Annotated in this window: 14 protein-coding genes and 5 pseudogenes; 4 read left to right on the top strand and 15 right to left on the bottom strand. The window is 46.3% G+C overall.

Going from position 1 to position 22,790, the window contains the following annotated elements; all coding sequences use genetic code 11:
- The first annotated feature begins 296 nt into the window (after positions 1-296).
- Complete coding sequence (locus tag EAE89_RS23480; protein ID WP_223178566.1) at positions 297-392, top strand: TIGR03761 family integrating conjugative element protein; 96 nt, start codon at positions 297-299, stop codon at positions 390-392.
- A 373-nt stretch (positions 393-765) separates the two neighbouring features.
- Here EAE89_RS23480 and EAE89_RS05025 read toward each other — a convergent pair whose 3' ends face one another.
- The 6 genes and pseudogenes from EAE89_RS05025 to EAE89_RS05005 all read right to left on the bottom strand — a co-directional run.
- The gene (locus EAE89_RS05025; RefSeq protein ID WP_054477922.1) at positions 766-1,527 is read right to left on the bottom strand and encodes a hypothetical protein; all 762 of its coding nucleotides are present in this window, start codon (positions 1,525-1,527) and stop codon (positions 766-768) included.
- A gap of 196 nt (positions 1,528-1,723) precedes the next feature.
- A pseudogene (locus tag EAE89_RS05020) lies at positions 1,724-2,395 on the bottom strand (integrase domain-containing protein); the annotation flags it as partial.
- A gap of 260 nt (positions 2,396-2,655) precedes the next feature.
- Positions 2,656-2,790: a hypothetical protein gene (locus EAE89_RS23965; RefSeq protein ID WP_262499882.1), complete on the bottom strand. Its 135-nt coding sequence runs from the start codon at positions 2,788-2,790 to the stop codon at positions 2,656-2,658.
- A gap of 326 nt (positions 2,791-3,116) precedes the next feature.
- Positions 3,117-4,328 (bottom strand): MFS transporter, encoded by a 1,212-nt coding sequence (locus EAE89_RS05015; protein ID WP_200905759.1) that lies wholly within the window; start codon positions 4,326-4,328, stop codon positions 3,117-3,119.
- Complete coding sequence (locus EAE89_RS05010) at positions 4,234-4,620, bottom strand: hypothetical protein (protein ID WP_214085459.1); 387 nt, start codon at positions 4,618-4,620, stop codon at positions 4,234-4,236. The genes EAE89_RS05015 and EAE89_RS05010 overlap by 95 nt, the downstream gene beginning before the upstream one ends.
- Positions 4,621-4,828: 208 nt before the next feature.
- Positions 4,829-5,253 (bottom strand): annotated as a pseudogene (locus tag EAE89_RS05005) (IS982 family transposase); the annotation flags it as partial.
- A gap of 18 nt (positions 5,254-5,271) precedes the next feature.
- Between EAE89_RS05005 and EAE89_RS05000 the strand changes: the two are divergent.
- A complete protein-coding gene (locus EAE89_RS05000) occupies positions 5,272-5,496 on the top strand; it encodes a hypothetical protein (RefSeq protein ID WP_188093300.1) in 225 nt (74 codons plus the stop codon).
- Here the strand turns inward: EAE89_RS05000 and EAE89_RS24525 are convergent.
- The 3 genes and pseudogenes from EAE89_RS24525 to EAE89_RS04985 form a co-directional block, all read right to left on the bottom strand.
- Positions 5,461-5,619: pseudogene (locus EAE89_RS24525) on the bottom strand (transposase); the annotation flags it as partial. The gene EAE89_RS05000 and the pseudogene EAE89_RS24525 overlap by 36 nt on opposite strands.
- A gap of 187 nt (positions 5,620-5,806) precedes the next feature.
- Positions 5,807-6,183: pseudogene (locus EAE89_RS04990) on the bottom strand (transposase); the annotation flags it as partial.
- Between the two features lie 201 nt (positions 6,184-6,384).
- Entirely contained in the window at positions 6,385-6,816 is a 432-nt protein-coding gene (locus EAE89_RS04985; RefSeq protein ID WP_054477914.1) for a carboxymuconolactone decarboxylase family protein, read from the bottom strand.
- 190 nt (positions 6,817-7,006) lie between these two features.
- On the opposite strand from EAE89_RS04985, the pseudogene EAE89_RS04980 reads away from it, so the two are divergent.
- Positions 7,007-7,420 (top strand): annotated as a pseudogene (locus tag EAE89_RS04980) (helix-turn-helix domain-containing protein); the annotation flags it as partial.
- Positions 7,421-7,875: 455 nt separating this feature from the next.
- On the opposite strand, the gene EAE89_RS04975 reads toward EAE89_RS04980, so the two are convergent.
- Complete coding sequence (locus tag EAE89_RS04975) at positions 7,876-16,716, bottom strand: TcdA/TcdB pore-forming domain-containing protein (RefSeq protein ID WP_214085458.1); 8,841 nt, start codon at positions 16,714-16,716, stop codon at positions 7,876-7,878.
- Positions 16,717-17,508: 792 nt separating this feature from the next.
- Between EAE89_RS04975 and EAE89_RS04970 the strand changes: the two genes are divergently transcribed.
- On the top strand, positions 17,509-17,673 hold the full coding sequence (locus EAE89_RS04970) for a hypothetical protein (RefSeq protein WP_161804221.1): 165 nt from the start codon (positions 17,509-17,511) through the stop codon (positions 17,671-17,673).
- An 84-nt stretch (positions 17,674-17,757) separates the two neighbouring features.
- Here the strand turns inward: EAE89_RS04970 and EAE89_RS04965 are convergent, their stop codons facing one another.
- From EAE89_RS04965 to adk, 5 genes are all read right to left on the bottom strand, one after another.
- The gene (locus EAE89_RS04965) at positions 17,758-17,964 is read right to left on the bottom strand and encodes a rhodanese-like domain-containing protein (RefSeq protein WP_268794958.1); all 207 of its coding nucleotides are present in this window, start codon (positions 17,962-17,964) and stop codon (positions 17,758-17,760) included.
- A 324-nt stretch (positions 17,965-18,288) separates the two neighbouring features.
- Positions 18,289-19,599: an inosine/guanosine kinase gene (locus EAE89_RS04960; protein WP_054477912.1), complete on the bottom strand. Its 1,311-nt coding sequence runs from the start codon at positions 19,597-19,599 to the stop codon at positions 18,289-18,291.
- A gap of 106 nt (positions 19,600-19,705) precedes the next feature.
- Positions 19,706-20,809, bottom strand: coding sequence for an LPS O-antigen length regulator Wzz(fepE) (gene wzz(fepE), locus EAE89_RS04955; protein ID WP_054477910.1), 1,104 nt, complete (start codon positions 20,807-20,809; stop codon positions 19,706-19,708).
- Positions 20,810-20,992: 183 nt separating this feature from the next.
- A complete protein-coding gene (hemH, locus tag EAE89_RS04950) occupies positions 20,993-21,973 on the bottom strand; it encodes a ferrochelatase (protein WP_214085457.1) in 981 nt (326 codons plus the stop codon).
- Positions 21,974-22,128: 155 nt separating this feature from the next.
- Positions 22,129-22,785: an adenylate kinase gene (gene adk / locus EAE89_RS04945; RefSeq protein WP_054477906.1), complete on the bottom strand. Its 657-nt coding sequence runs from the start codon at positions 22,783-22,785 to the stop codon at positions 22,129-22,131.
- Positions 22,786-22,790 lie beyond the last annotated feature (5 nt).

Genomic DNA, 22,790 nt, shown 5'->3' with positions numbered 1-22,790 from the left:
GATGCGATGTTCACCATATCACTATGAGTACATGGTGCGAAAAATATACAGTGATTAGGGCCTAATCATAGTGCAAAAAACATACAGTGATTAGAGTCTAATCATGGTGCGAAAAACATACAGTGATTAGAGTCTGATCATGGTTCGAAAAACATACAGTGATTAGAGTCTAATCATTATGGTTATGGGATGCCAATCAGGTTTTTGGGGTGAGCAAAAAAGAGTTTTGAATTGTAGTCACAGGCTGATAACGCAACTATCTCAGCGATATCCTTATGTCACAGAGAGAATGTACCATGACTGAAACTAAAGAGACACATGCTGTTCGCTCAGGCGCACTGCATTCCTCACTTACCATTGAGTTGCATACTCATTACGCTATTGGCCTGTGAAATGGCGACGACAATACGAACGTGAAAATTTATTGGCTATGCCTACCGAAGTAAAACAAAAGGTATTTCTGGAAAGTACGATGCAAACGTTATTGCTGGATACATCTTTGTGATAGCTGGACTGTTCTTTTTCTGGGCGATATTTCCATTGTTTACACACGTTCCAGTAGGATTGCGTGCCATCACTCTACATCATAAAGTCAATCAAGTGGCTTCAATGATTTAAGAGCTTACCTAAGCAATTAGTATTAAAACCTGCTTTTTGCTCATCGCTGCACGGGGTTATTGTTGCGGGCAGTTTGGTGTCAGAGGCTGACATTATTAACCTCATGAAGTGCTGTTTAGCGGGGAAAGGATCACTTTACTACTTGATTCACAATCGGGACTCACAATCACTGCTTAGTTTATGGTAAGTCTGACTATTCGGCCTCACCCATTTCGCCAAGAACCAATCGTGCTGTAGACTGCCGTCCTTAGAAAATAAGTCTTTGCCCTGAATAAGAGAGAAAGAGAAAGTATGCCTTGTCTTCTCCACTCCAGTGTAGAGGCTAGCAACGATTTCAATATCTTTCCCATACTTTTTTTCAAAGGCTTTATTCAGGATATCTACAAAGTAGACTTCATGAATACCTGTGCCTGATTCTGGTGGAAAGGTATGTATATTCTGTAAATCAAGCCCGTCCATAAGCTCACTAAGCCCCGGAAGAAGAATTGATTGACTGATCATAACCCACAGGGTCTGACCGGGTTTGATTGTCAGAGGCTCATTTCGATTCACATCAGAGGTAAAAGCGCACCTTGATTGCCAGCCTGCATTACCCTTGGTAGCCAAATTGCTTCCTCGAACATCAATATTAGCTGAGACAATCATCATGGGAGACGTGTCGTAGTTCCTGATTTCTATCATCAGGAATACTTCATCTTGCCCCTCTTTGATGTGTGGCATGGTACGAAAGGGCTGCATGCGAGCTTTGATAACAGAAATATTCTCTTTTGCAGAGATCCAAGATTGGACTATGTCCTTCACATTGTTAAGGGTTACAAATCCTGTGGCAAGAGCAATAATACCAGTAGTTATAGCAAGAACGGTTTTCCATTTAGCTTTCAGATACTGGGTTAAACCTACCGTTGCCATCCTAGTTACATATCCTCGGATATCAATGAGATGTATTCAATATATACAGAACAGTGCTATCCCTCAACAATGTTTCTGTGGCATTGACACCCATTGCTGACTACAGAGCCGATTAATCCGTTTTTCGCTCATAGCTGACTGTCAAATAGGATAGCGATTAATCGAAATAATTTACCTTTTATCAGGGAAAATAAGGCTATTCCGTTTCTCCGTTCTGGTAACAGATCTGCTTAATATAACGTCCACGCCCGTCACCGTGACCCAAATCCATTGCGACCAGCGCCAGTGTCTCCTGTTCACTAAAACCCTGCGCTTTATAATGTTCACCGGATTGCTGGGCAAAATGATAGCGCATACTGTGCGGGGCTTTATTCCCCGTTAGTCCGGTATTTCTGACAATATAGCGGTAACGATCGATTGTCTGAGTGATCGTTAGCTTATCAATCAGTTTGCCATTGTGCCCCGCCTGCTCTCGTTCCGCGTAGGTTATAGCATGTTGTAAGGCATCCCGATCCGATATGGTCGTTTGTCTGGGCCGCCCGCCTTTGGTACCAAAGACTACCCTTACGGATGTATGACCATTTTCCAGCGCATTTTTCCAGGTGGCTAAGGATTTATAGGCTTACACCGCTTCTTTGGTGCGCAGTCCCAGCACATACGCCAGTTGCATGACCGCCGCTACGCTTCGATCTTTTTGTTCGGCCTGCTGAAAAACTTTTCTGAATTCTGCTGGAGTCAGTGCCGTTTTTGTTCCCTTACGGCTGATATTTTCGATCCCCAGTGCCCGGTTGTTCAAGCGCGCATTGTCGATGGAGGCCAGCTTGTGTTTTCCAGCCTGCGTTAGGATCATGCGCAGCGCCGAAGCCTGTTGTCAGGCCGCGGGTTAAAAAACAAACTAATTAAGTCGATTCAGGCAGAAAAATGCCCGTGAAACGTGGTGACTTTGAGTAACGCGTGGTTCAAATCTGGCGTAAAGTCAGACCTGACGTGCTCTGGACATTGGCCGCCCGGCGGCGTCACTTGGTAATCGCTTCGCGCCAACACAAGTGACGCCGCGTAATTTTCGTGACGTTTATCGTGATGAAGACAAAACGTAATTGAATGTTGTACCGGTTAAAACGGTATCGGTTAGCGTGGAACAGAAATGCTCTGCTCTATTGTGTGGTAAGTCGGTATCACGATCAAACCGAGAACTTTCATTGCCAGACGAGGGGTAGGTGTCTTGACAATATCTGCTTCCAAAAGTACGCAGATATACCGCATCACATGCTCTCCCTTTCAAGCTACAGGAGTTTTTTGCCACCTAATGGTTGATCCTTGCAGGCGAGGGATCTTGTGTAGTTACAGCTAGATCCTGTATCTGTTGAATTGAGTAAGATCAAATTTGTATTTAATATTACAGTGTGAAGAAAACCATTTCCATGACGGGAATGGTTTTCTTCCTATTTATATTAACCCTGCGACAATACACGAATATACGTCATCAATCATGGTTCTAGCTCCAAGCTTACACAGAGTTAATACCATTAATAATCTTATGAGGTGCTAAAAATTTTAGTATCACAATACTTCTCCGTTTGGAAACTCGCTTAAGCCGTTTTCCGAAGAAAAATAAAAGATACTATGGATAAAAATATGGCAAGTATTACAGTAGAACCTGCAACTACAGCAAGACCCGACGCAAAGGCATCACTTGCTTGTTCTCTGAGATAAGCACCTTTAACTCCCCCCAACGTGGAGGCTTCTGCCATAGCGATAGAAAATGAGTTCGCAGCATGTTCTACAATAGAACTATTAATATCACTACTAGCAAGACCTCCGGTTAAAATTCGTTGGTAAACAGCTGTCCCTAGTGTACCGAAAAGGGCTATACCTAGCCCCATACCAAGTTCAGTCGCCGTTTCAGCTGCTGCACCTGCTGAAGCACTCTTGCCTTCGGGAGCTGAGGAAATCACGATATCAGTACCTAGTGCATCAAAAGGACCTGATCCTAAATACACAGCAACAATACCTGCTACCACCCACACTGGGCCTAGTTGAACGCCAAGCGCTATAGTAACAAGACCTACTGACATCACGAGAAATCCTGTCCCAATAACTGCTCCACTGCTTTTCATTTTCCTTGAAAGAGTGGGAGATATAAGCGCTCCTATAAGCAGTCCAATTGATGCGCCAGCAGCAACAGGACTTAATCCGTAAGCCAGCTGGAGATATTGAGGTACAAAAAGAGTTAAACCTCCTATAATAGAAGGCCCCAATAAAAGTATCATCAATGCAGTCGCTAGCCCTGCATTAGATAGGATCATTTTAAGATCCAGAAGGGGGTTATTGACTTTAAGTTGGCGAATAACAAATACTCCTCCGGCAATAAACCCCCACGCTAAAACCACAGTAGTACTTAGCTTTATTTCAGTACTGACAAGTCCTTTAAACCCATAAACAAGCGGAAGTATAGTAGCAAGAAAAAGTATACTACTAATCCAATCGTATTGTTTTTGGTTTTCAAGCTTAAATCCTTTAGGAAAAACTATCGGACCAGCTATTAGCAAGGGGAGTATTACGGGAACAGCTAAGAGAAAAATAGCTTCCCATCCAAAAAATTCCAATAAAGCGCCACCTATTATTGGCCCAAGAGCAAATCCAGCCATGAAAGCAGCAGTCCATATCGCAATTGCTCGTCTACGCTGGTGTGGATTTTGGAATAGCTCACTTATCAGCCCAAGGGTCGCTGGCATAAGTGTTGCACCAGCAATGCCTAGTGCTGCCCTTACTATAATTAGCGTAGAGGAGGTTGGTGACATAGAAGCTACAGCTGAAAGCACTGCCCCCAATTAATAAGACGCGACGATTTCCCCAACGATCACTCATTCCTCCCATTGGCATGAGAAATCCTGCAATCATGAGTGGGTAGATGTCTAAAATCCACAGTTCTTCTACTGACGTAGTGTCTAGAGAGGCAGCTATGTGCGCTAAAGCCAAGTATAATGCACTCATATCTAAAGCAAGCACAGCGGTTGGTAAACAAAGCAGGCAAAGTGTCAGCCAAGATTGTGATTCGTTCAACGTTATCCGCTGACCTGTTTTTATTGACATTAAAACCCTCCTATTTGCTCTTTTGCTCTAGAATCAATTTATTGTAAGTTTTGATAAATCTAGCTGCGTCTGAGTAGCAAAGCATAATTACTAGCAGAACTAAATCTAAAGAGAAATCCCTATTATTATTTTAAAGTTAAACTCACAATTCAAGCTGCTGAGTAATTAACCCGAATTCTATTTAAACCGTCACAGAAAAATCGCCTTCCTAATAGAGAACTTTCAGTGATGGCTTCTTCCATTTAAGACAATAAGCAATCAAACCACCTAAAACGGTCAACATAAATCCTTTTATACTTCGGTGGCGAGAATGCTCTATTTGAGAAAGGGTTTTCAATTGCCCATTAATCGTTTCGATGATAAAACGCCTTGATAACATTATCTTATCCCACTAGCCAGCAGGCGTGCTTTCATATTTCGGCGCTTTTGGGTGACGAAAGTGACACCGGTTTTGCCTAAATCGTCTGCCAGTTCCTGACTGCGATAACCTTTATCGCCGTAAAGTGAACCCGTTAATTCTGTTGTTAATTCGCGAACAGGTTCCCGATCATCCACATTACCGGCAGTCACTTTCAGCGCCAGAATTTCGCCCTGATGGTTAACAACCAAGTGTAATTTGAAGCCGTAAAACCATATATGGACGCCCCGATTATGCAAGCACTAAATTGGTACGGTTTGCGACCATATATCCAGCGTCATAAAGGGCTTATTTGCTCGCGCCATGATGTCATCCGCACCCTGTTTCCTTATCATCCGTCATCGGTATGTAACTACCTCGGTTTTACTCAGGTTATCGCAGGGCCGATAGCCGTTTTTTCATCAGTGTTTGCAAACTCGGTGTTTGCTCAGGGAAAAGAGACGATTTTTCCCGCCTGAACTGTGTTGCCGGGGGATTAAACCACACTAGGCAGACAGTTGCCGGCCATTGGCAAATTGAGATGCGCTGACGTCACTCACGAAAGCAGCCGCAATAAGGGGACCGACACCGGGAATAGTGAGCAAATGGTCATAACCCGGTTGCTGGCGAGACAGTGCCGCAATTCCTTTATCCATATCCATATCATGTTTTGGCAAGGTCAATGCCAACCACGTTGATCGTATTCATGAGCTGTTCTCCCGAAATTCAGTGCATCGGAAAAAAAGATGGCACTGTTTACCGCTGAAAAAGGGGACGTCCATCACATCACCCCATTGAATTTTTTCCGCGCTTCTCTATCCCGGCAAAGACCTTATGTCGAGGAATGCGAATGTTATAGCAGACACTCAAACGGGTGGAATCAATAAAAGCAATGCCTGTTGGTTTTCCTTTTCATTGAGTCAGATAGGGGCATAGTGGCACCAAAACGGAAGGGGCCACACTGACCAAACGAGGATAGCTGAGCAAGGCGGGAAAATCGTTATGGTGATATTTCCAAATATGTTCTAGATAAAAATGTTTAAAATCACGGTAATGTGACAGATGAAAAATTGTCATGATTTCACTGGGATACATGTGACCTTATCGGCGGAGTAAATGAGACAAAATTGTTCCCATTGCGGGATGAAAGGTTTGGATGCGTTCATGACATTTTCCTCCCCGGAGCTGTTTTCAGCGTTCACCAAAACATGGCTCCTGGAACAGACTTCACGTCAATTGCTTATCCAGAATTCGAGTTAAAGTTAAACTTGGATCGTACCTGAAACCACTAGGTAATAGGTGGTTCAATAGATCCAAGTATAATGTGTCAATGTGACAAACCAAACATTAACAGCCTTTTATGGCTGCTACTGGCGCATACCTACAGCAAGCCGATTCATTCCGTTCATCAGAGCGATCGCAAAAGTGAGATCAGAGATTTCTTTGTCAGAGAAATGCTCTTTCACGGGTAGATAGTCGTTATCATCAGCGTGTGTGTTAATCACATACGTCAGTGATTCAGCCCACGCGAGCGCCGCCTTTTCACGGGAAGTAAATTGAGAGCTGACACGCCAACCTGCTAGTTCTGCTAGGCGACGCTCAGACTCACCATGTTCACGTAATGCTTTGGTATGCATATTTAAACAGAATGAACAGCCATTAATTTGTGATACACGCAGATAGACTAGTTCGATAATTGGTAAACCTAATGGACTACCTTCCAATCCTTGTTTTACCTGACGGAATCCCTGCAACAGATCTGAGGAAAGTTCATAGTAAGCAAGACGTAAAACAGACATAATTAATACTCCTAAAAATTAACTAAGTTAGAAGAAATGGTATATAACGTTTTGTCTGAATATCAGAATTTCTACAATTGTTCTTTAGTAAAGAACTTTTCAAAATAGTAGATCACTTGGAGGGAATTCAGTCCAATTTTTGCGATCTGATCAATTGCAAAAAATCCCAAGCCACTAAAAGGACTGAGTTATGCCTATCATAGCACTGATACCCCGCAATGAACGACGCCAGATGAAAAAAATTATCCAGACCACCCGAGATAAAAATTATGCACGCAGATTCATGTCCATGTTGATGCTACATCGCGGTGAGTCTGTCTCACAGGTCGCCAGAACCCTTTGTGCCGGGCGTTCTTCCGTCAATCGCTGGATAAATTGGTTTACTTTATATGGCCTGGAAGGTTTGAAAAGCCTGCCTGCGGGCAGACCCGCTGTCTGGAATTTAATCCCACTTTATCCTTTGCTATCTTTTTTATTGCACCATTCTCCTCAACAATTGGGTTGCTTGCGTTATCGTTGGAGTCTTGAATTTTTTATAATTAAAATCAATGCATTATTAAATATAAAATTACCCATCAGTACCTTCTATCGTTACTTACATAAATTTCGCCTCTCTCTGGTTCAACATTGATATACAGCATCAACTCGCACTCCAGTAAATGCGCATCCAGATAACACATTTCAGCCCGACCTGATGCAACACATATCTATGCCACGCCAGTACCGGTTGTCGGATCACTTAAGCAAGCCGACTATTTACGCCAGCAAATACCGGGAATGTATTCACCACCTTGCGATAACTTGACCGTAAGCTTTCGATAGGTTTGATCAATCATGATTTATTTCTACAGAAAGAATGATTCAACCGGAGACAGGAAGAGCTTTATGCCCCTCCTGTGGTTTTTCCTGCTAGCTCAAGACAGTGAAGGCACCTGTATCGCCTGCCAGCTTAACGGTTTTGCAGCAAGCTCTTGCGAACACCGTCTCCCCACTCAACTTAGCCAAACCAAGGCTCTCCGCGTCCGTGACCTAGGCAACAGCATTCGCCGCCGTCACCAGCTACTGGATGGCCCAAGACAGTTCAAACAAACCATCCTTAGCCACTCCCATCCTGGTAAAACTCTTGACCAAGTGATCAACGTTGATCACCGACAAGGAACCTTCTAGCTTGATTTGCAAATGCTGGTGCGTCACAGCCTGACTACCAAACGCCTTACGTATCACCAGGGCCGTGCCATTGGCCGAGTCGGTCAATATCAGGTCATCCCCGTGACGGCTGACGAGGATTTTTTCCGCATCGGTCACCGGCATGATCACGCGGTCCAGAGCCTTGCTTAGATCATCGTTGTCGCTTGGGTCATCGTTGTCAATGACGACTGTGCGGTAATGCGACCACATTGGTTGACTGAGGCGATAGGTATCGCTATCAGCACCGCCATGCAGCACCACGCTATCGACACCGTCGATCGGCGGTGGGTTCAGCTCGTCACAACGATCATCCGCGCCCCCGCCCTGAAACAATAGTGACGAATCAATGCGCTCGACGCCGGAGTAACGGTTCAGCTTCTGCTGATAGCCATTTTTAACCCGGTATAGCGTCTGATCCCCTGGGCTATACACGTACGCGCCCTTCTTCCCGGCAGCAATTCCGACGAAACGCAGGTTGTCCGCAGCAGGGATGCCACCGCGTAAGAACACCTGACCACTACCAACATCGAACCAGCCTTCTATGTCATCGTCATCACCTTGCAAAATCAGCACGTCTTTGGCTTGCCGCTGAGCGGCAACCTCAGCAAGTGCCTGCGGCAGACGAGCGAGGTTGTCCTGCTGCCAGCCTTTATCAACGGACACCAACCGCAATTTGTCGTCATTGATTCGCAACAGGATCTCACCCTTGACGGTGGTCAAGCGCAGCCCGGCATCAACTTGCTCCGCCGCCTTGAGGTGCAGTTCAGGTGTCAGTTCACTGGCAGCGGGAAGCTGCGCCGAAGCTTCAAGCACCGCGTCGGTACCGAACGCGGCAACCAGCGCATCGGCAGTCATAGGCGGCTGACGATATAATTTACCGCTGGCGGGTTCGAACAGTCGTGCGTTGGAACCGTCCGCTTCGAAACCCAAGAACTGTAGATGCTTGTCTTGCAGGGGAGCCGAAGCCACCACCACTTGGCCGTTGTGGTACCACACCGGCAGCAAGTTGTCATTGGTGCCTTTGACCCCGAACACCGCTAGAGTGGCTCTGAAGCCGGTAACATCAGCCAAGTCCTTCCACCAGTGGGTACGTTCCTTGAGCCAATGCTCGTTGACCGCTGCGTAGCTAAGCTGTCCCAGTGCATCAAGCCGGGCAACACGCCCATCCTCGGTCATCACAATCAGGTGACCGTTCACATTGATCACGTTAGCCAAGGCCGGTGTGGTGACCCGTAATGCGCTCGGCTGGTTAGCATCGAGTACCTCCTGCCCCGGTCCTTCTTGGCGGAACAGAACCTTTTGCTTCTTGCTGTAAAAGAAAAATACTTCCTTGCTACCGGAGCCTCCGAGCTGCGGCATGCTCCCCGCCAACACTAGGTCGGCGGGGATCTTCCAGGCACTGCAAATCTGTTCGTGCGCTTCGAAGTGCCAGTTCTGATCCGCCGGTGGTGCCAGATTTGGTTTGATTAGCATCCCGTCGCTGGTACGTATCCAGTAGCGATGCGGCACGCGAGCCGCATCCAAGCCAAACACAGTGACCAGCTCCGCACTGGTTGACTGGATCAGCCGTGCGCCCAGAAAATACGTCGGAGTCTTGCGCGAGGTACTATTGCTCTTATAACCCTGGTGTATGACCTCGAGCGCATCATCATGCTGGCCAGTCCGTGCCAAAAGCTGAAGCAGTTCATCATCACCCACCGCGCTAACCAACTCCATTCGGTCACCGAGGATCTGATAGCCCAGCTCAGCCGTATCCTTCTCCTTTAGCCGATAATGGCGCGCTAGGTAGACTGTTTCTCCCTCCTGCCATAACCGACTGATCTCACCGTCATTCTGGTTGAACCATGGTTCAAACTGTGCATCGACCTGTCCGGTGGTGATGTATACCCGCCACACCGCCACGTTATCGGCGTCGTAGAAATAGGCATAGTCGTCTATCACCGCACCCAGTTGGGCATGTCTGGCCTGTTCCTGGTCAGTGTCGGTAAACAACATACGGTCCTTGACCACATCGTAGAACGCTCGACCGACATCTCGCCCATTGTGGCGGTAGTTCTCGACCACTACGTACTGTCCGTGTAGCTGATGCGCCTTGTTCAGTTCTTTTAGGTGCTGTTCGATTTGCTGGCCTGGTCCCTGCCATTCGTTCGCATTTATGCTTACCAAATCAACGGTCAGCTTCGAGTTAGAGAAAACGACTGCGTGCACCTCACCCTTGCCACTGACCACAGATACCGGCCTGCTCTGGGCCGGGTCAAGCTCTACCACAATCCCGCCGACTACCAGCTGGTTCTGCGACACGCTGATGCTGTCACTGGCTAGCTGACTGCGGTCGATGATCCACTCACTGGCAACAACGTTGGTGAGCTTAACTCGAGTGCCTTCGTTGAGGCCAATCTGGTACTTACCCCCGGCACCCTTGAGCTCGTAACGCAGGTAGCCATGCAGCTCCTTGGGTAGCTCAGGCACCACCAGTTGCTGGTCGCGCTTATCGAGCACCACCTCAATCGAAGTATCGACATACTCATGATGAATCCTACGGATCGTCTGCTCACCCGGAAAGATGTAGAAGTCGTAGTCGAACCGCTTGTCTTCTTCAAGCCTGCGGATCACGTCAAAGCCAGCGTCGTGGCGTGTGGTAGCACCGGGGAGCAACATGTATTCATATTTGATGTAGGACTTGGGCGTGCCCGGCAGGATCACTACACTATCGCCGTACTCAAGAGTCTTGGAAGCCTCCTTGTAACCAATGCCGCTGCGCACTTCGATCGCCTGACCTCGGTCATGGACCATTCGCGGAAAGTCGCCGATCCAGAAGAAGTAATTGATTTCCCCCGAACCGGTAGAACCGGAATGGGTACGGTAGATGTACTGGCTGTCGAAGACTATCTGGTCATTTTTCAGGTCGAGGCGCTTGACTACCGCCCCAGGCAGGGGCACCAGCACCTTACTCTCGTTCTCGACTTTATGATCATAGCCGTTGTTGCTGTAGGCATGATCAACCGCGTAGAAGTAACGGCCCACCGCTTTGGCATCCTCGGCGACCGCACCAAAAGCCTGCGCCAGTGCCGTAAAGCCCACTGCAAGCCCGCCAAGGATCACTCCGGCCCCACCAAGTACTGCCGCAGCCGTCGAGGCGCCGACCAATCCGGCCCCCACCCCTGCTACGCCGGTAACTAAGCTAGCCGAGTCGAACGCCAGCTGGGTACCGAACACGCCCTTCTGCACATCGTTCTCGGCGTGGGCCAATTCATAAGCATCCAGACCGACCATGGCGAAGCCAAACAACACACCGGCGCCTTCGTTGACAGTGTGGCCTAAGCTCAAGGTAAAGTCCTTGAGCGAGGTTTCGCCAGCCATCACTTCGCTGCGCAGCGCCGTGCTTACCAGTTTAGTGATCTTAGCCACATCCTGGATACCACCGTGGGCCATCTGGGTCAGACCAAGATAACTGTGGACCTTGAGTGCAGTGGCTAGATCAGGCGAAGCTACTCCGCTTGCAGCATCATGACGGTTCTTGTCAGCAAACCACTGGATCAGCGTCTGGACCATAAACCCGGCGTTCAATCCATCCACCGGCTCAACCTCACCAATCCCGCCGCGAGGCTGTATCCGGCTATTCTCCAAGGTAAAGTGCTCGTTCAGCACACTCATGTGTTCATCGACGAAACGACGGAATTTGACAAAGGTGCTATCGTCGGTGATCAACCAACGGGTCTGCTCAGGTTGGTCACGGTTAATAAACTGGACCCGGTAGCGACCTTCCCTCCGTTCTTCGGTTGTGGCAATGATCGGTAGCCAGTGGCTATCCAATTGGTGCTCTTGTGCCAGCCGGATGCTAGCGGCTTCAAACCGTGCGCCCCATTGCTCGGCATCAAAGGTCTTCAGCACCGTGCTCAGTCGCAAGTCTTCCGTAACCCGCTCTTGTGCACTCACCGCCTGTTCGACCTGGCGCCGTTGCCCGATAACACTAGCCAGTTCCTCGAACCGGGTCAGGTCGGCCACGTTTAGGCCGTTACCCACGGATACCTCAGCCATCTTATCGGTATTGATCTCAACCAAGTTGAAGGTCGGCTTCGACTTGCTGCCGAACGAGCCGTAATGCGCAGCCAAGTTGCGTCCCACCAAGTGCTTCTCCATCGCCCTAGACAAATTATTCGTGTTGTCGAAGGCAAAGATTCCGACATTCGGGTCATAGAAGTAGTAGCGACGCCCTTCGGCTGTGACAGTGATCCCGACCATCATCGAGTGATTCTGGGTATTTAGCGCGAACATCGAAGGGTGGGTCGTTGCAGATAACCGCGACACCACTTCGGACAAATTGAACAGATCCAACAACTGTGTGGATGCCTGAACGGCTTCAACATTAGAGTGCAGTTTGATCAGGCTGTTCTTGAGCAGCGTGGAACTGCCCGCCTGCGGGTCAGCAGAAGCAAAGAACAGCTTTTGCACTAAGCTGTTGATGCCGGTCTCACCGCCTCTAGCCAATGCCACGGCCATAGCCCTAACCAAAGGGTAACAGCGACCACTGAATCGATCACCAACCAGCAACAGATAAAAGTCCTGTGGTATCAGGCGATTGAAGACACTGCCGGCGTCATGGAAGTCTTCACTGAACACTGCGGTCTGCCGCAGTACCTTGTCGATGTACTCGGCCTGGCTGGCTTTGGTGATACGACCGCTCAAGGCGCCCCGTTGCTTAGTGGCGAGTTGTCCCTCAAGAAACAGGAGCTTCATGTCCAGGACTGACGTTTTATCATCCACCCCGGGGATCTTAATCTCACGGAAGTTACGTAAACCATCGGTAAACTCAGTACCCAATACACCACGCTGGTAAGCCTCGGCGATCGCATAACGCTCACCCACGCTACTGATGCGCTTCCCGCCCTGAATGGCCGTATCGTCAATCCGTACCACCGCAGCGCTGCCGTCTTTGGCCTTGATCTGTTGCCAGAGCCAAGCCTTTTCGACAAAGTCGGCTTCACGCAATACTGAATCGTACTGCGACCTGTAGTAGTCCTGCGTAAGATTGAGTTGCTTGATCTGCTGGTCGATCAAGGCCGTATCGCTTGAGGTGCGTCGTGCTTCCTGGAGCTGGTAGCGTTTACCCTCCACCCGGTCGATGTCGGCTGAGACCTTGGCTTGAACTGCTTCGCGCAACCGGGTCCATGCAGCAATCGCTGGATGTTCGGGAGAAAACTCGCCCTCTTTGTAGACACCGTCGGTAACCCCTTCAACCGACACGCCAAACTGCGTTGCGACTTTCTTCAGTTGTTGGTGAACTTGCTCGCGGTAGGTAGCAAACTTGCCCTGATTACGCTGCCCCACCTGACTGTCGGCGGCCTGGATCGAGAGTGACTCCCCACCACCGCGCAACTTCGGCCAGATCATCTGTCCATCTCGTTGATATTCTTGACGCTGGAACACCAGTTGCCATTTACCATTGACGTACTGCATGTACGCCGCGGCAAGCCCCTCAGCGGTACCGGATACTTGGTAATCCTTATAGTCGACCGCCATCTCCACGTTGTCGTACAGCAGCGAGCTGTTGACCCGGCCATCGTGGTAAACCCGGTAGGTCTTGTCGTCAAGATTGGTCACCACCAGCGAACCACCTGACAACGTACTGGTGAAGAGGTAGTTGCGCAGTGCCGCCTGCTTAGGAATGTCCACATAGGCGGGCGCTGCATTGGCCTGATTCGAACCGTTATAGCCAAGGAAGTACGCCGCCACGCTGTTTGTCGATATGTCACTAGTTCTTTGCCCGGTGTATTCAAGCTCATACAAGTTAGGCGTGACCTTCACCAACTGGGCATTACCCTCTGCCGGCAGGCGGCCCGACTTGACCAGCGCCTCAGCACTGATGGTATGGGTTTTAGCGAACTGTATAGGATCGGTGGCAAACCGATGGATATCGGCACTGCCTTGGCGGGACTCAAATCCATCACCTACAGACGCCAATCCGGCCCTAAGTTCGAGATCCTTCGCCGCCTGCCCCAACAGCGCCGGCATTGGGCCAATGCGGGTAAAACGAGGTGGATGAAACTCATCAGCCACCGGCAAACCCTGATTGATGATCGGCAAGACTCGCGCCATTACTCCGTTATACAATTCACCCTGCAACACCATCTTGCTGCCTTCAACGCGGTACTCGTCGAACATCTGCAATATGTCCTTACCGATACTACCTGCACCCTCCGGTTCGTAACGCGCAGCAACGTAGAAGGTTTCGAAGAACGAATGATAGCCGTTACGGATCATGAAGGCCGCATTGGCCATCTGGAACTGCCAGTACTGCTTGACGCTCAACGCGCTACCGAACAATTCCGGCAAGGCATTGCTGACAGTCTGAGTGGTCCCGGAAATTCCCCCCACGAACGGGATGTCCAGGTCATTCATGTAACGTGTGGCGTCATTATTAAGGTCCGGACGGAACTGGTTGTAGCTGCGATATTTATCATCCTTGATCAGGTACGGACCATCGTGATACGCCAGCTCCTCAGAGCTAGTATTGAGGAGCAGATACGGGTCAGGCTGATTCAAACGGTTATTGATCATAACCTTGTTGTCACCTAGCGCGGCGTGGGGATTGACCGGGACTGCGGCTTTGGAAAGGCTATCGGCTACCGGACGTAAAACATGGAACAATACCTGTTTGCGCAAGCTCCTGCCTTCATTACTCAACAGCGCCGCCTCAACTACCGGACGCAGTTGCACATCGTCGCTCTCAAGGCCATTAGGACCGGCCAACAGCAAGGTGAGCAACTTGCCATCCAGCAAGCGCTCAACCGCAACTTGATCGAAAACCTGTATTTTGGGGTTGTTTGGATGCTGTGCTGCATTGGCGCTAGCAACCCGCTGGGTTTCCGCTTCGACAGCCTGAATGCGCCACTGTTCATACAACGGTGCCAACAAATTCTTGGTCTGGGCAATATCACTTTGCACATAGCCACTTTGCAGGACCTTGACTACAGCTGGATTTTTCACTAGGTTCTCCGCCAACCCGAATAGCAGCGGATCATTATCAGTACTATGCCAGACCGAAGCGGCAAATGCCTGTTCCCACAGCACCTTGTTCAGATTATTGCCCTTGATATCACGCATTCTGTCATAGGTGTACTCCGACTCCAACACCCCTGCGGGGGTGATGTGATTGCGTTCTAGCAAACGCACCAGTTGCTGCTCGAACGCTGTACGTTCGCTGCTGTTAAACAAACGACTGGCCTTCTCACCATCGTCTCGCAATCGATCCAGCTTCTCGAAAAATGCGGCATTGTATTGATACAATTCGGCGGTCTGTGCCTTACTCAAATGACTGCTGCTAACCTTGTCGCCATCAACGCTCATCACCACAAAGGGTGTTGCGGACAGGTAAGTTTTGTTCGGAGTTTTGCCCTGTGGCATTTCCAACAAGTATTGGCGACTGGCAAAACCAACCGAGCGTTCCAGCTCATGGATATTGACGAAAAGCCCGTCACGGTCCGGGTGGTAACTGTTCTGGCGAAACCCCTCCAGACCGATAGTCTGGAAGCTGGAGATATCAGCATTCTGGTTGATCAGGTCACTCAAGACGCCTGGCAATGGTACCTCACGGGTGATAGTGTTATTCAGAGCCTGACCAGACACCTGAATCCCAATCTGGTTCGGCACCTTACGATCAACATTGGTCAACAACATCTTGCGGCCATTACCCAGCAACTGCGCTTTGAAGCCTTCGCGCAAAGTGCTTTCCGAAACCAGGTAGTTGGCAAAGTACTTCTCGACGAATGTAGTTTTGACCAGCACTGAGCGAATTGGCGTATAGGTCGGCGAGCGGAAAGATGGCGGCTCACTTTTGAGCCGGTATTGTTGTTGCCAGGCCAGAGAGCGGGCTGCGGTACCGAAGGAAAAGTTAAGTACACCGTCCGTCGGCACGACCAGCCTACCATTCTCTAGGAAGAAGTCCTTGAAGCGACCATCAGTGCTGACATTGACCAGCGCGACGTTCATGCGGATGTAGCCAGGACGTTCCTCCATCATCAGTAGTGAAATATTTACCGGCAGATCATCGGAGGCTTGGGGCACCTTGGTCAGCGCGGCGAGGGCCGTAGCTTCTTCCGTAGGAGGTACCTTGAGCAAGGCGTTGTAGCGGGTATTGACGTCCCTGTAAGCCTGCAATTCGGAAAATAGCGTCACATATTTTTGGCCGAACGTGGAAACAGCCACCTGTGTGGTCAGTTGCTGTTCCAGATGCTTGATCTTGGTATCCAGTTTGGCCTGCTTGCCCACCGCATCCTCCCTCAAGGTCACCGCATTCAGGGTCTTGGTACCACCGGGACTGAGGATGGCTAAAGCCCTATCCCAAGTGCTGTCAAAGTGCGTCATGGCCGTCTGCTGGCGGCTGTACAACAGGATGTCACGGTCTAATTGCTGCTTGTAAGTGTTGATCGCCGGCGTATCGAGCACATTGATCATCTGCTGCCGTCTTTGCTGTAGCGTCTGCAACTGGTCGCCGACAGAAACGGGGTTGTCCTGCATCTGAAAATGCTGGGCAGCCAGCACACTCAGGGTACTCTGCTGCATTTCTTGCAGCCGTTCGTTTACCTGCCTGATATAGTCGGCACGCTCGTCAGGGCTCATGTTGAACCATTCGGTCTGACGACCTGCTGCTTTGATCTGTCGATCGATCAGGGTATTAAGCAACTTCGTAAAATCTTTAGATATAAAAGCCATTGCAGTGATCCTTTGTCTGTTTTTGAAGAAAGCCCTTCGCACCGCGAAAGACGGTCTGTCGATACGGATTTGTTATTCAATTACTCGGGAAATAGTCGCAGACCATGGTTCTTTAGGTTGATGAATATTGGATAGTCAATAGTTCTTTGCTCTGTAGTTGCGGTCATCATTATTTCCTCTATTTTTCGTTTATATTGCAGATCACATGAGTGATAACATGGGAATATAATCAATTTTCGGTATATTTAAATATCAATTATTAACAACTGGTATTATTTATTAAAAAAATTATGTTCACGCGAACATAGTTTCAATTATGTTGTTACGTTTTTTATAATATGTTGAATAAATAATGACTAATTTCATAAAGGTTATTTATTGGCGAATTGTTATATCTAATTTTTGCGTTATAACGCGATATTTAAAAACCCAACAACAAAAATTAATTCATTAAAATCAATAACTTAATACAATAATTTACTATTATTGGATTAGATGTCTGTATTTAAAAAAACCACCTCTTTATTTATCAAAAAAAACCGTCATGGGTGTCATTTACATGACCTAAAAAATTCTCCGTCTGCCACTAGAAAAGGCAAATTCAGACAACAGCAAAGACAATCAATATTGTCTGATTAATATCCAACCTCTTTCCTACTTAACATCGATATACAGCATCAACTCGCGTTTCAATGTATATCCGGCAATACTAAAGCGGCTTATTAACAACAGACAATGCGATATTTGGCCTGATCGTTTCAATGTTAAGACACGAAAGCTGAGGAGGTACACATGCTAATTTCCGACAGTTGTCATTGTAGGAATATTGAATTTACCTTTAATTGGAAACCAGATCCTCTGGAAATTCCGGCACGAGCATGTACTTGGGAATTTGGTACTGTCGGTGGCGCTTATTTACTAGCCGCGCTTGGAGCATTGTTTTACCTAAAAAAATGAAACACTAAACTAACCTTTCCAATCACTGAATCCTGTGCATCAGGATTCAGTACTATGACAGGCAGGTAAACGCGAAGAATCTACCTATCCGTCATTCTGTATCTCGAACCCAGCTGCTTTCCAAGCTGGAAATCCCTCTTCCAAACGCCGCGCAAGAAACCCCTTTGATCGCAGTATCTTCATCGCATTAAGGGAAAGTACACAATATGACCCACGACAATAAGCTACAACCTCTTGCTCTTTATGCAGTTCTGACAAACGCCACTCAAGTTCTTCAGCTGGAACATTGATAGCCCCTTCTTGTGCTGGGCAGCCCCTAAAAGTAAACGCATCCTGTGTTCACAAATAAACCTGCTTAAAAACCTCGGTGTAAATCTACCGAGGTACTCGTGTCAACGGATTCGCTTGTAAGATACTTTAAAATGATCGAAGATATCTGCATAAGTCAAATCGCACATCTTCCAAACACGTCAGATTACTGATAAGCCTCACTCACAGTAATATGGGTAGGTTCTTGGATCACTGTCACCATAGGTTTATTCATTGTGACTGTTCCCCACCCTATCGGATATAGGGCCAGGGTTTACGGCGGATTTCACTAATGTTATTAAATAATTATCTTTCCCAGTAAGATTCTTCCAGGCTATCTTCTTTTTCCGGCAAACCACGGCTTAATCGTGGGGAATGCTGACTCAATACCTGATAGCTAACTCTGTTTGAATATTTACAAACCTGAGCAAGGGATGAATATGTCAGGTAAATACGAGCATGCTTACTGGAATTCGGCACATTCATTCTGTGATAGTTGTTAGCCGTTATATCATGCAGTAAAGCAGATAAAGCACCATCACCTGCACCATTGGTATTCATAATTTTTTCTGGTCCACCCATATAAGGTTCAATATGAGAATAAACCTTCATAGGCGTCTGGCAATCAGATTTACGCATAGCACGGCTAAATTCATAACGGTTAAATTCAGCAATAGCCCCCGGTAACAATGGATGAGTTGTCTGGCGCTTATAATCTTCTTCGGTATAACCCGCCATATATAATCCAGCCGGGCCAGCAGTACACAAAACTAAATCTACCCAATTTAGTGCCATATCTGAAGCCAATAACGGATCACTGAAACCAGTAAGCTCATATGCTTCATCTTCATTCATTGCGAGAACAGAAATATTCTCAGCCAAGAAATCACGCCACCATTGTGGATCATCAGCAATAACATACTTTGTCCCCAAAGTCAGAACGACAGGAACACTATGCTTTTTCGCATATTCAATAGCTTTCATTGTTGCTTCAGGCATTGGCTCTCCTGGTTTGCAACGAACCAAATAAGCGGTTAATACTAATGCTGAAGCTTCAGCAATAATCTGTTCGGGAATACTCTCAGGCTTAATTTGATTCATTTGTCCGGGACTGATGGCAAAAGTCCGTTCACCATTTTCTGTTACCAAAGTAAAACAGCGGCCAATTGCTCCATCCACACCTTGCAAGTAATTTAGATCAGTACGGCTAGAGGTATTACACAAATAGCGATAAGCATAGCTGCCAATCTGAATATTGTTACACATAGCTCCCAGTAAAACGGAGCGATCATCGGCAAGAACTGAGTAATTATGGAGGGTATTACCGATAGTACCACCAGCAAATTCGTGGCTAATAAGATTATTATCAGTAAGTTCTTTATACAAGGTTTCAGCTACATCATCTTCAATAACTAATGAGTGTCCCTGGCTAAGGTTATAACGCCGGATAAAACCTTCGTCTACTTTCGCTTCAATATCCACTAATATCTGATCGATACCAACGATATAAGCCCGATTATTCTCACTATCCATCATGTCTTTAATTGGCTGGAGTAAGGGATCACGCAGGCTGACAGGAAAATAGTGTTTTGATTTACGTTTACCAGGGAATTTCATATTTGATTGATGCTATAGAGACATAAAGATGCAGCATACTAACACACTAAAAACAGACAAGCAGCAAATGACACAATGACACAATGACACTTGCTGCCAGAGAACATTAAGCCGCTTGTTGACGACTACGCACCATGTGACGAATCATAACGAAAATTACAGACAGTATCAGGCCGATAAAAGCACTGCCTACCAAAATAAGCAGGCGCTTAGGCGAATCTTTCGCCGTTGGTTCATAAGGAGCCTGCATATATCTGAACGGTTGGAAGTCAACTTTATCTATTTTAAGTGATTTAAGTTCATTTATATAGAACATACGGTTACGTAAATCAGCATCAATTGAGGCTGGATCTTTAATTTCTTCCGTAATTTTTAACTTACGCTGTAATGCATCAGAGCCTAAAGCAATAGAGTAATCTGGATCGTCTTTGATCATTGCTCCTTCACTAGAAATAGGTTTTTTAATTCCCGCTGAATTAGCAATGGACAATGCATGTTTCAGTCGCTCAACATTAGCTTTCTGTATATTACTCACGCGGTTTAAATCAACTTGGTATAAACCATCAGAGTAAGCAATCTTCTGTTTAACCATATCACCCAATTCGTTTTTCACTTGGTCACGAACAACAGACGATGCATAGTTAATGTAACCATTTAGCAAGTTATATGCATCTTCAGCTGTCTCTGCACTGAAAACCAGTTTAACCTCACCATTGTCATCATCTTTTTCCACTTTTGAAGAAGATGAAATATTATCATTTAAAATTTTTTCAATAAGTTTTCTTTTTGCAAGTGGTGAATGATCATCTGATTTAGCTACCAGATTTTTAAAATACTCCGTATTAATCAGATATTCTTCCTGTAAAACCCGTGAATTAAAATTATTCAAAAAATTATGATACAACGACGATGAAGTTACCGATGGTTGTAAACTTAAAACCTCTAACGTAGTCAGGAGATTTTTAAGTGGCTGTATTTCTTCAAGTTGAGGTTGAATAACTGAAGCTGAACTAGTCCATTTTTGAGGCATTAAAGATGCTACAGTAAAACCAATAACAGCAAAAACGATAGTAACAGCAATAATCAATAATTTTGATTGAAATAAAACAGAAAATAACTCAAACAAATCGATTTCATCGTCTTGTTTTGAATTGTAATAATTAAAGTATTCTTCATTGAAGTTAGTGCTTTTAACCGGTTTGTTAATCATTATTTATATCCAAATTCAAATATGACTGTTACTAATTACTCTACAAAACATCATCCCACTGAACCCTATGGTTAATTGCATTTATCCTAAAAAACCAAGTATGGCAGTTCAGATAGATAGGCACTTGTGTAGGAATATACCATTAAAGAATCAATTAACCCTAATGATAGATTAATTCCATTACTACTCAACTCTACCTCTGACAAACCTGTTCACTAACGCCTCAAGCAACAAAATATGACGACTATTGTCGTTAAGCGCCGGAATATATTCAAATTTCTCTCCACCAGCATTAAGAAATATCTCCTGATTCTGCTGCTTTATCTCTTCAAGAGTCTCTAGGCAATCAGATGAAAAACCAGGACAAAGTACCTGAATATGTTTTATTCCCTGATCAGGTAAGGATTTCATAGTCTGATCCATGAATGGCATCAACCACGGTTCTCGACCAAAACGAGATTGATAAACCATCATGACTTGCTCTGCTGGATAATTAATAGTTTGCTTTAGCAATCGTGTTGTTAACTCACATTGCTCCGCATAAATATCACCAGTATCAACAAAACGTTGAGGAATACTATGATAGGAAAGCAATAATCTATCCGGTTGACCATGCTCGTAAAAACTCTTCTCAATTGTCTCCTTCAGTGCAGAAATATAAGCCGGATGATCGGCATAACTGCGAATAAAGTGAACTCCAGGAATAGTGCGGTATTTCTGTAATGCTAGACTAATACCATCAAATACAGCCGCAGATGTGGAACTAGAATACTGGGGATAAAGTGGTAAAACAATCAATTGTTCAACATTCTGCCTGAGTAGATTGTCAATCGCCTGTTCAATAGATGGAGAGCCATAACTCATTCCTAGTTCAATAGGAGTGTCTACTAATTTTTCTGCCAATAATTTCTGCTGACGACGGCTATATACCAACAGAGGAGAACCTTTATCAGTCCAGATTTTCTGATATAACTTCGCCACACGTGAGGAGCGTAAAGGCAAAATAACACCATGTAATATTGGTTTCCAAATTAGTTTGGAAACATCTACAACTCTTTTATCACTAAGAAACTCGGCTAAGTAACGCTTTATAGCCGCAGTTGTCGGCTGATCAGGAGTGCCAAGATTAACTAATAAAACGCCATACTTATCACTTTTGCTCATTATGCCGACTTCCGATTGTTTTCACTGATGAGAACCCTAACATAATAAAATACAGATGAAAATCGTGTTTATCCATGAGAACAATAAATAAAAATCAGCTGAAATAGTAAAGAAATAATATAAGATTAAGGCAGCTTAAAGCCGCCTTTTAAGAATCACTCAGCTTGATTAATCAGAATTTTGGTTAATTCTTCGCTAACTTCAGACACCTTTCGAGTACCATCAATTTTGAAGTATTCAGTGTTGCCTATCTCAGCTTCTTTCTGATAGTAGGATACCAAAGGTGCAGTCTGCTGATGATATTCAACTAAACGTTTACGCACGATATCTTCGTGATCATCTTTACGGATAGTCAGTTCTTCACCAGTAACATCATCTTTGTTTTCCATTGCAGGTGGATTAAACTTGATATGATAAACACGCCCAGATAATGCATGTACACGGCGTCCAATGATACGTTCAATAATCAGCTCATCAGGTACATCGAATTCCAGAACATAATCAACATTAATACCGGCTTCTTTCATTGCATCAGCCTGAGGAATAGTTCGAGGGAACCCATCCAACAAGAATCCATTGCGGCAATCATCTTGTTTGATGCGCTCTTTTACCAAAGCAATGACGAGTTCATCGGTAACCAGCTTGCCATTATCCATCAGCTCTTTTGCTTGTAAACCCAATTCTGTGCCAGCCTTAACTGCAGTACGCAACATATCACCGGTAGAAATTTGAGAGATCCCATATTTCTCCATGATAAATTGCGCCTGAGTCCCTTTACCGGCGCCCGGAGCGCCCAGCAAAATAATACGCATTGCGT

The sequence above is a fragment of the Photorhabdus heterorhabditis genome, from assembly GCF_018448905.1.
GTDB classification, from domain to species: domain Bacteria; phylum Pseudomonadota; class Gammaproteobacteria; order Enterobacterales; family Enterobacteriaceae; genus Photorhabdus; species Photorhabdus heterorhabditis.
The sequence above is the reverse complement of the archived record's forward strand: the minus strand, read 5'-3'. Positions and strand labels throughout refer to the sequence as shown.

What these genes read in the sequence shown, in the direction of transcription:
- EAE89_RS23480 (WP_223178566.1), top strand. Translation starts at nt 297, where the DNA reads ATGACTGAAACTAAAGAGACACATGCTGTTCGCTCAGGCGCACTGCAT.
- EAE89_RS05025 (WP_054477922.1), bottom strand. Translation starts at nt 1,527, where the DNA reads ATGGCAACGGTAGGTTTAACCCAGTATCTGAAAGCTAAATGGAAAACC.
- EAE89_RS23965 (WP_262499882.1), bottom strand. Translation starts at nt 2,790, where the DNA reads ATGCGGTATATCTGCGTACTTTTGGAAGCAGATATTGTCAAGACACCT.
- EAE89_RS05015 (WP_200905759.1), bottom strand. Translation starts at nt 4,328, where the DNA reads ATGTCACCAACCTCCTCTACGCTAATTATAGTAAGGGCAGCACTAGGC.
- EAE89_RS05010 (WP_214085459.1), bottom strand. Translation starts at nt 4,620, where the DNA reads ATGTCAATAAAAACAGGTCAGCGGATAACGTTGAACGAATCACAATCT.
- EAE89_RS05000 (WP_188093300.1), top strand. Translation starts at nt 5,272, where the DNA reads ATGCAAGCACTAAATTGGTACGGTTTGCGACCATATATCCAGCGTCAT.
- EAE89_RS04985 (WP_054477914.1), bottom strand. Translation starts at nt 6,816, where the DNA reads ATGTCTGTTTTACGTCTTGCTTACTATGAACTTTCCTCAGATCTGTTG.
- EAE89_RS04975 (WP_214085458.1), bottom strand. Translation starts at nt 16,716, where the DNA reads ATGGCTTTTATATCTAAAGATTTTACGAAGTTGCTTAATACCCTGATC.
- EAE89_RS04970 (WP_161804221.1), top strand. Translation starts at nt 17,509, where the DNA reads ATGCTAATTTCCGACAGTTGTCATTGTAGGAATATTGAATTTACCTTT.
- EAE89_RS04960 (WP_054477912.1), bottom strand. Translation starts at nt 19,599, where the DNA reads ATGAAATTCCCTGGTAAACGTAAATCAAAACACTATTTTCCTGTCAGC.
- hemH (WP_214085457.1), bottom strand. Translation starts at nt 21,973, where the DNA reads ATGAGCAAAAGTGATAAGTATGGCGTTTTATTAGTTAATCTTGGCACT.
- adk (WP_054477906.1), bottom strand. Translation starts at nt 22,785, where the DNA reads ATGCGTATTATTTTGCTGGGCGCTCCGGGCGCCGGTAAAGGGACTCAG.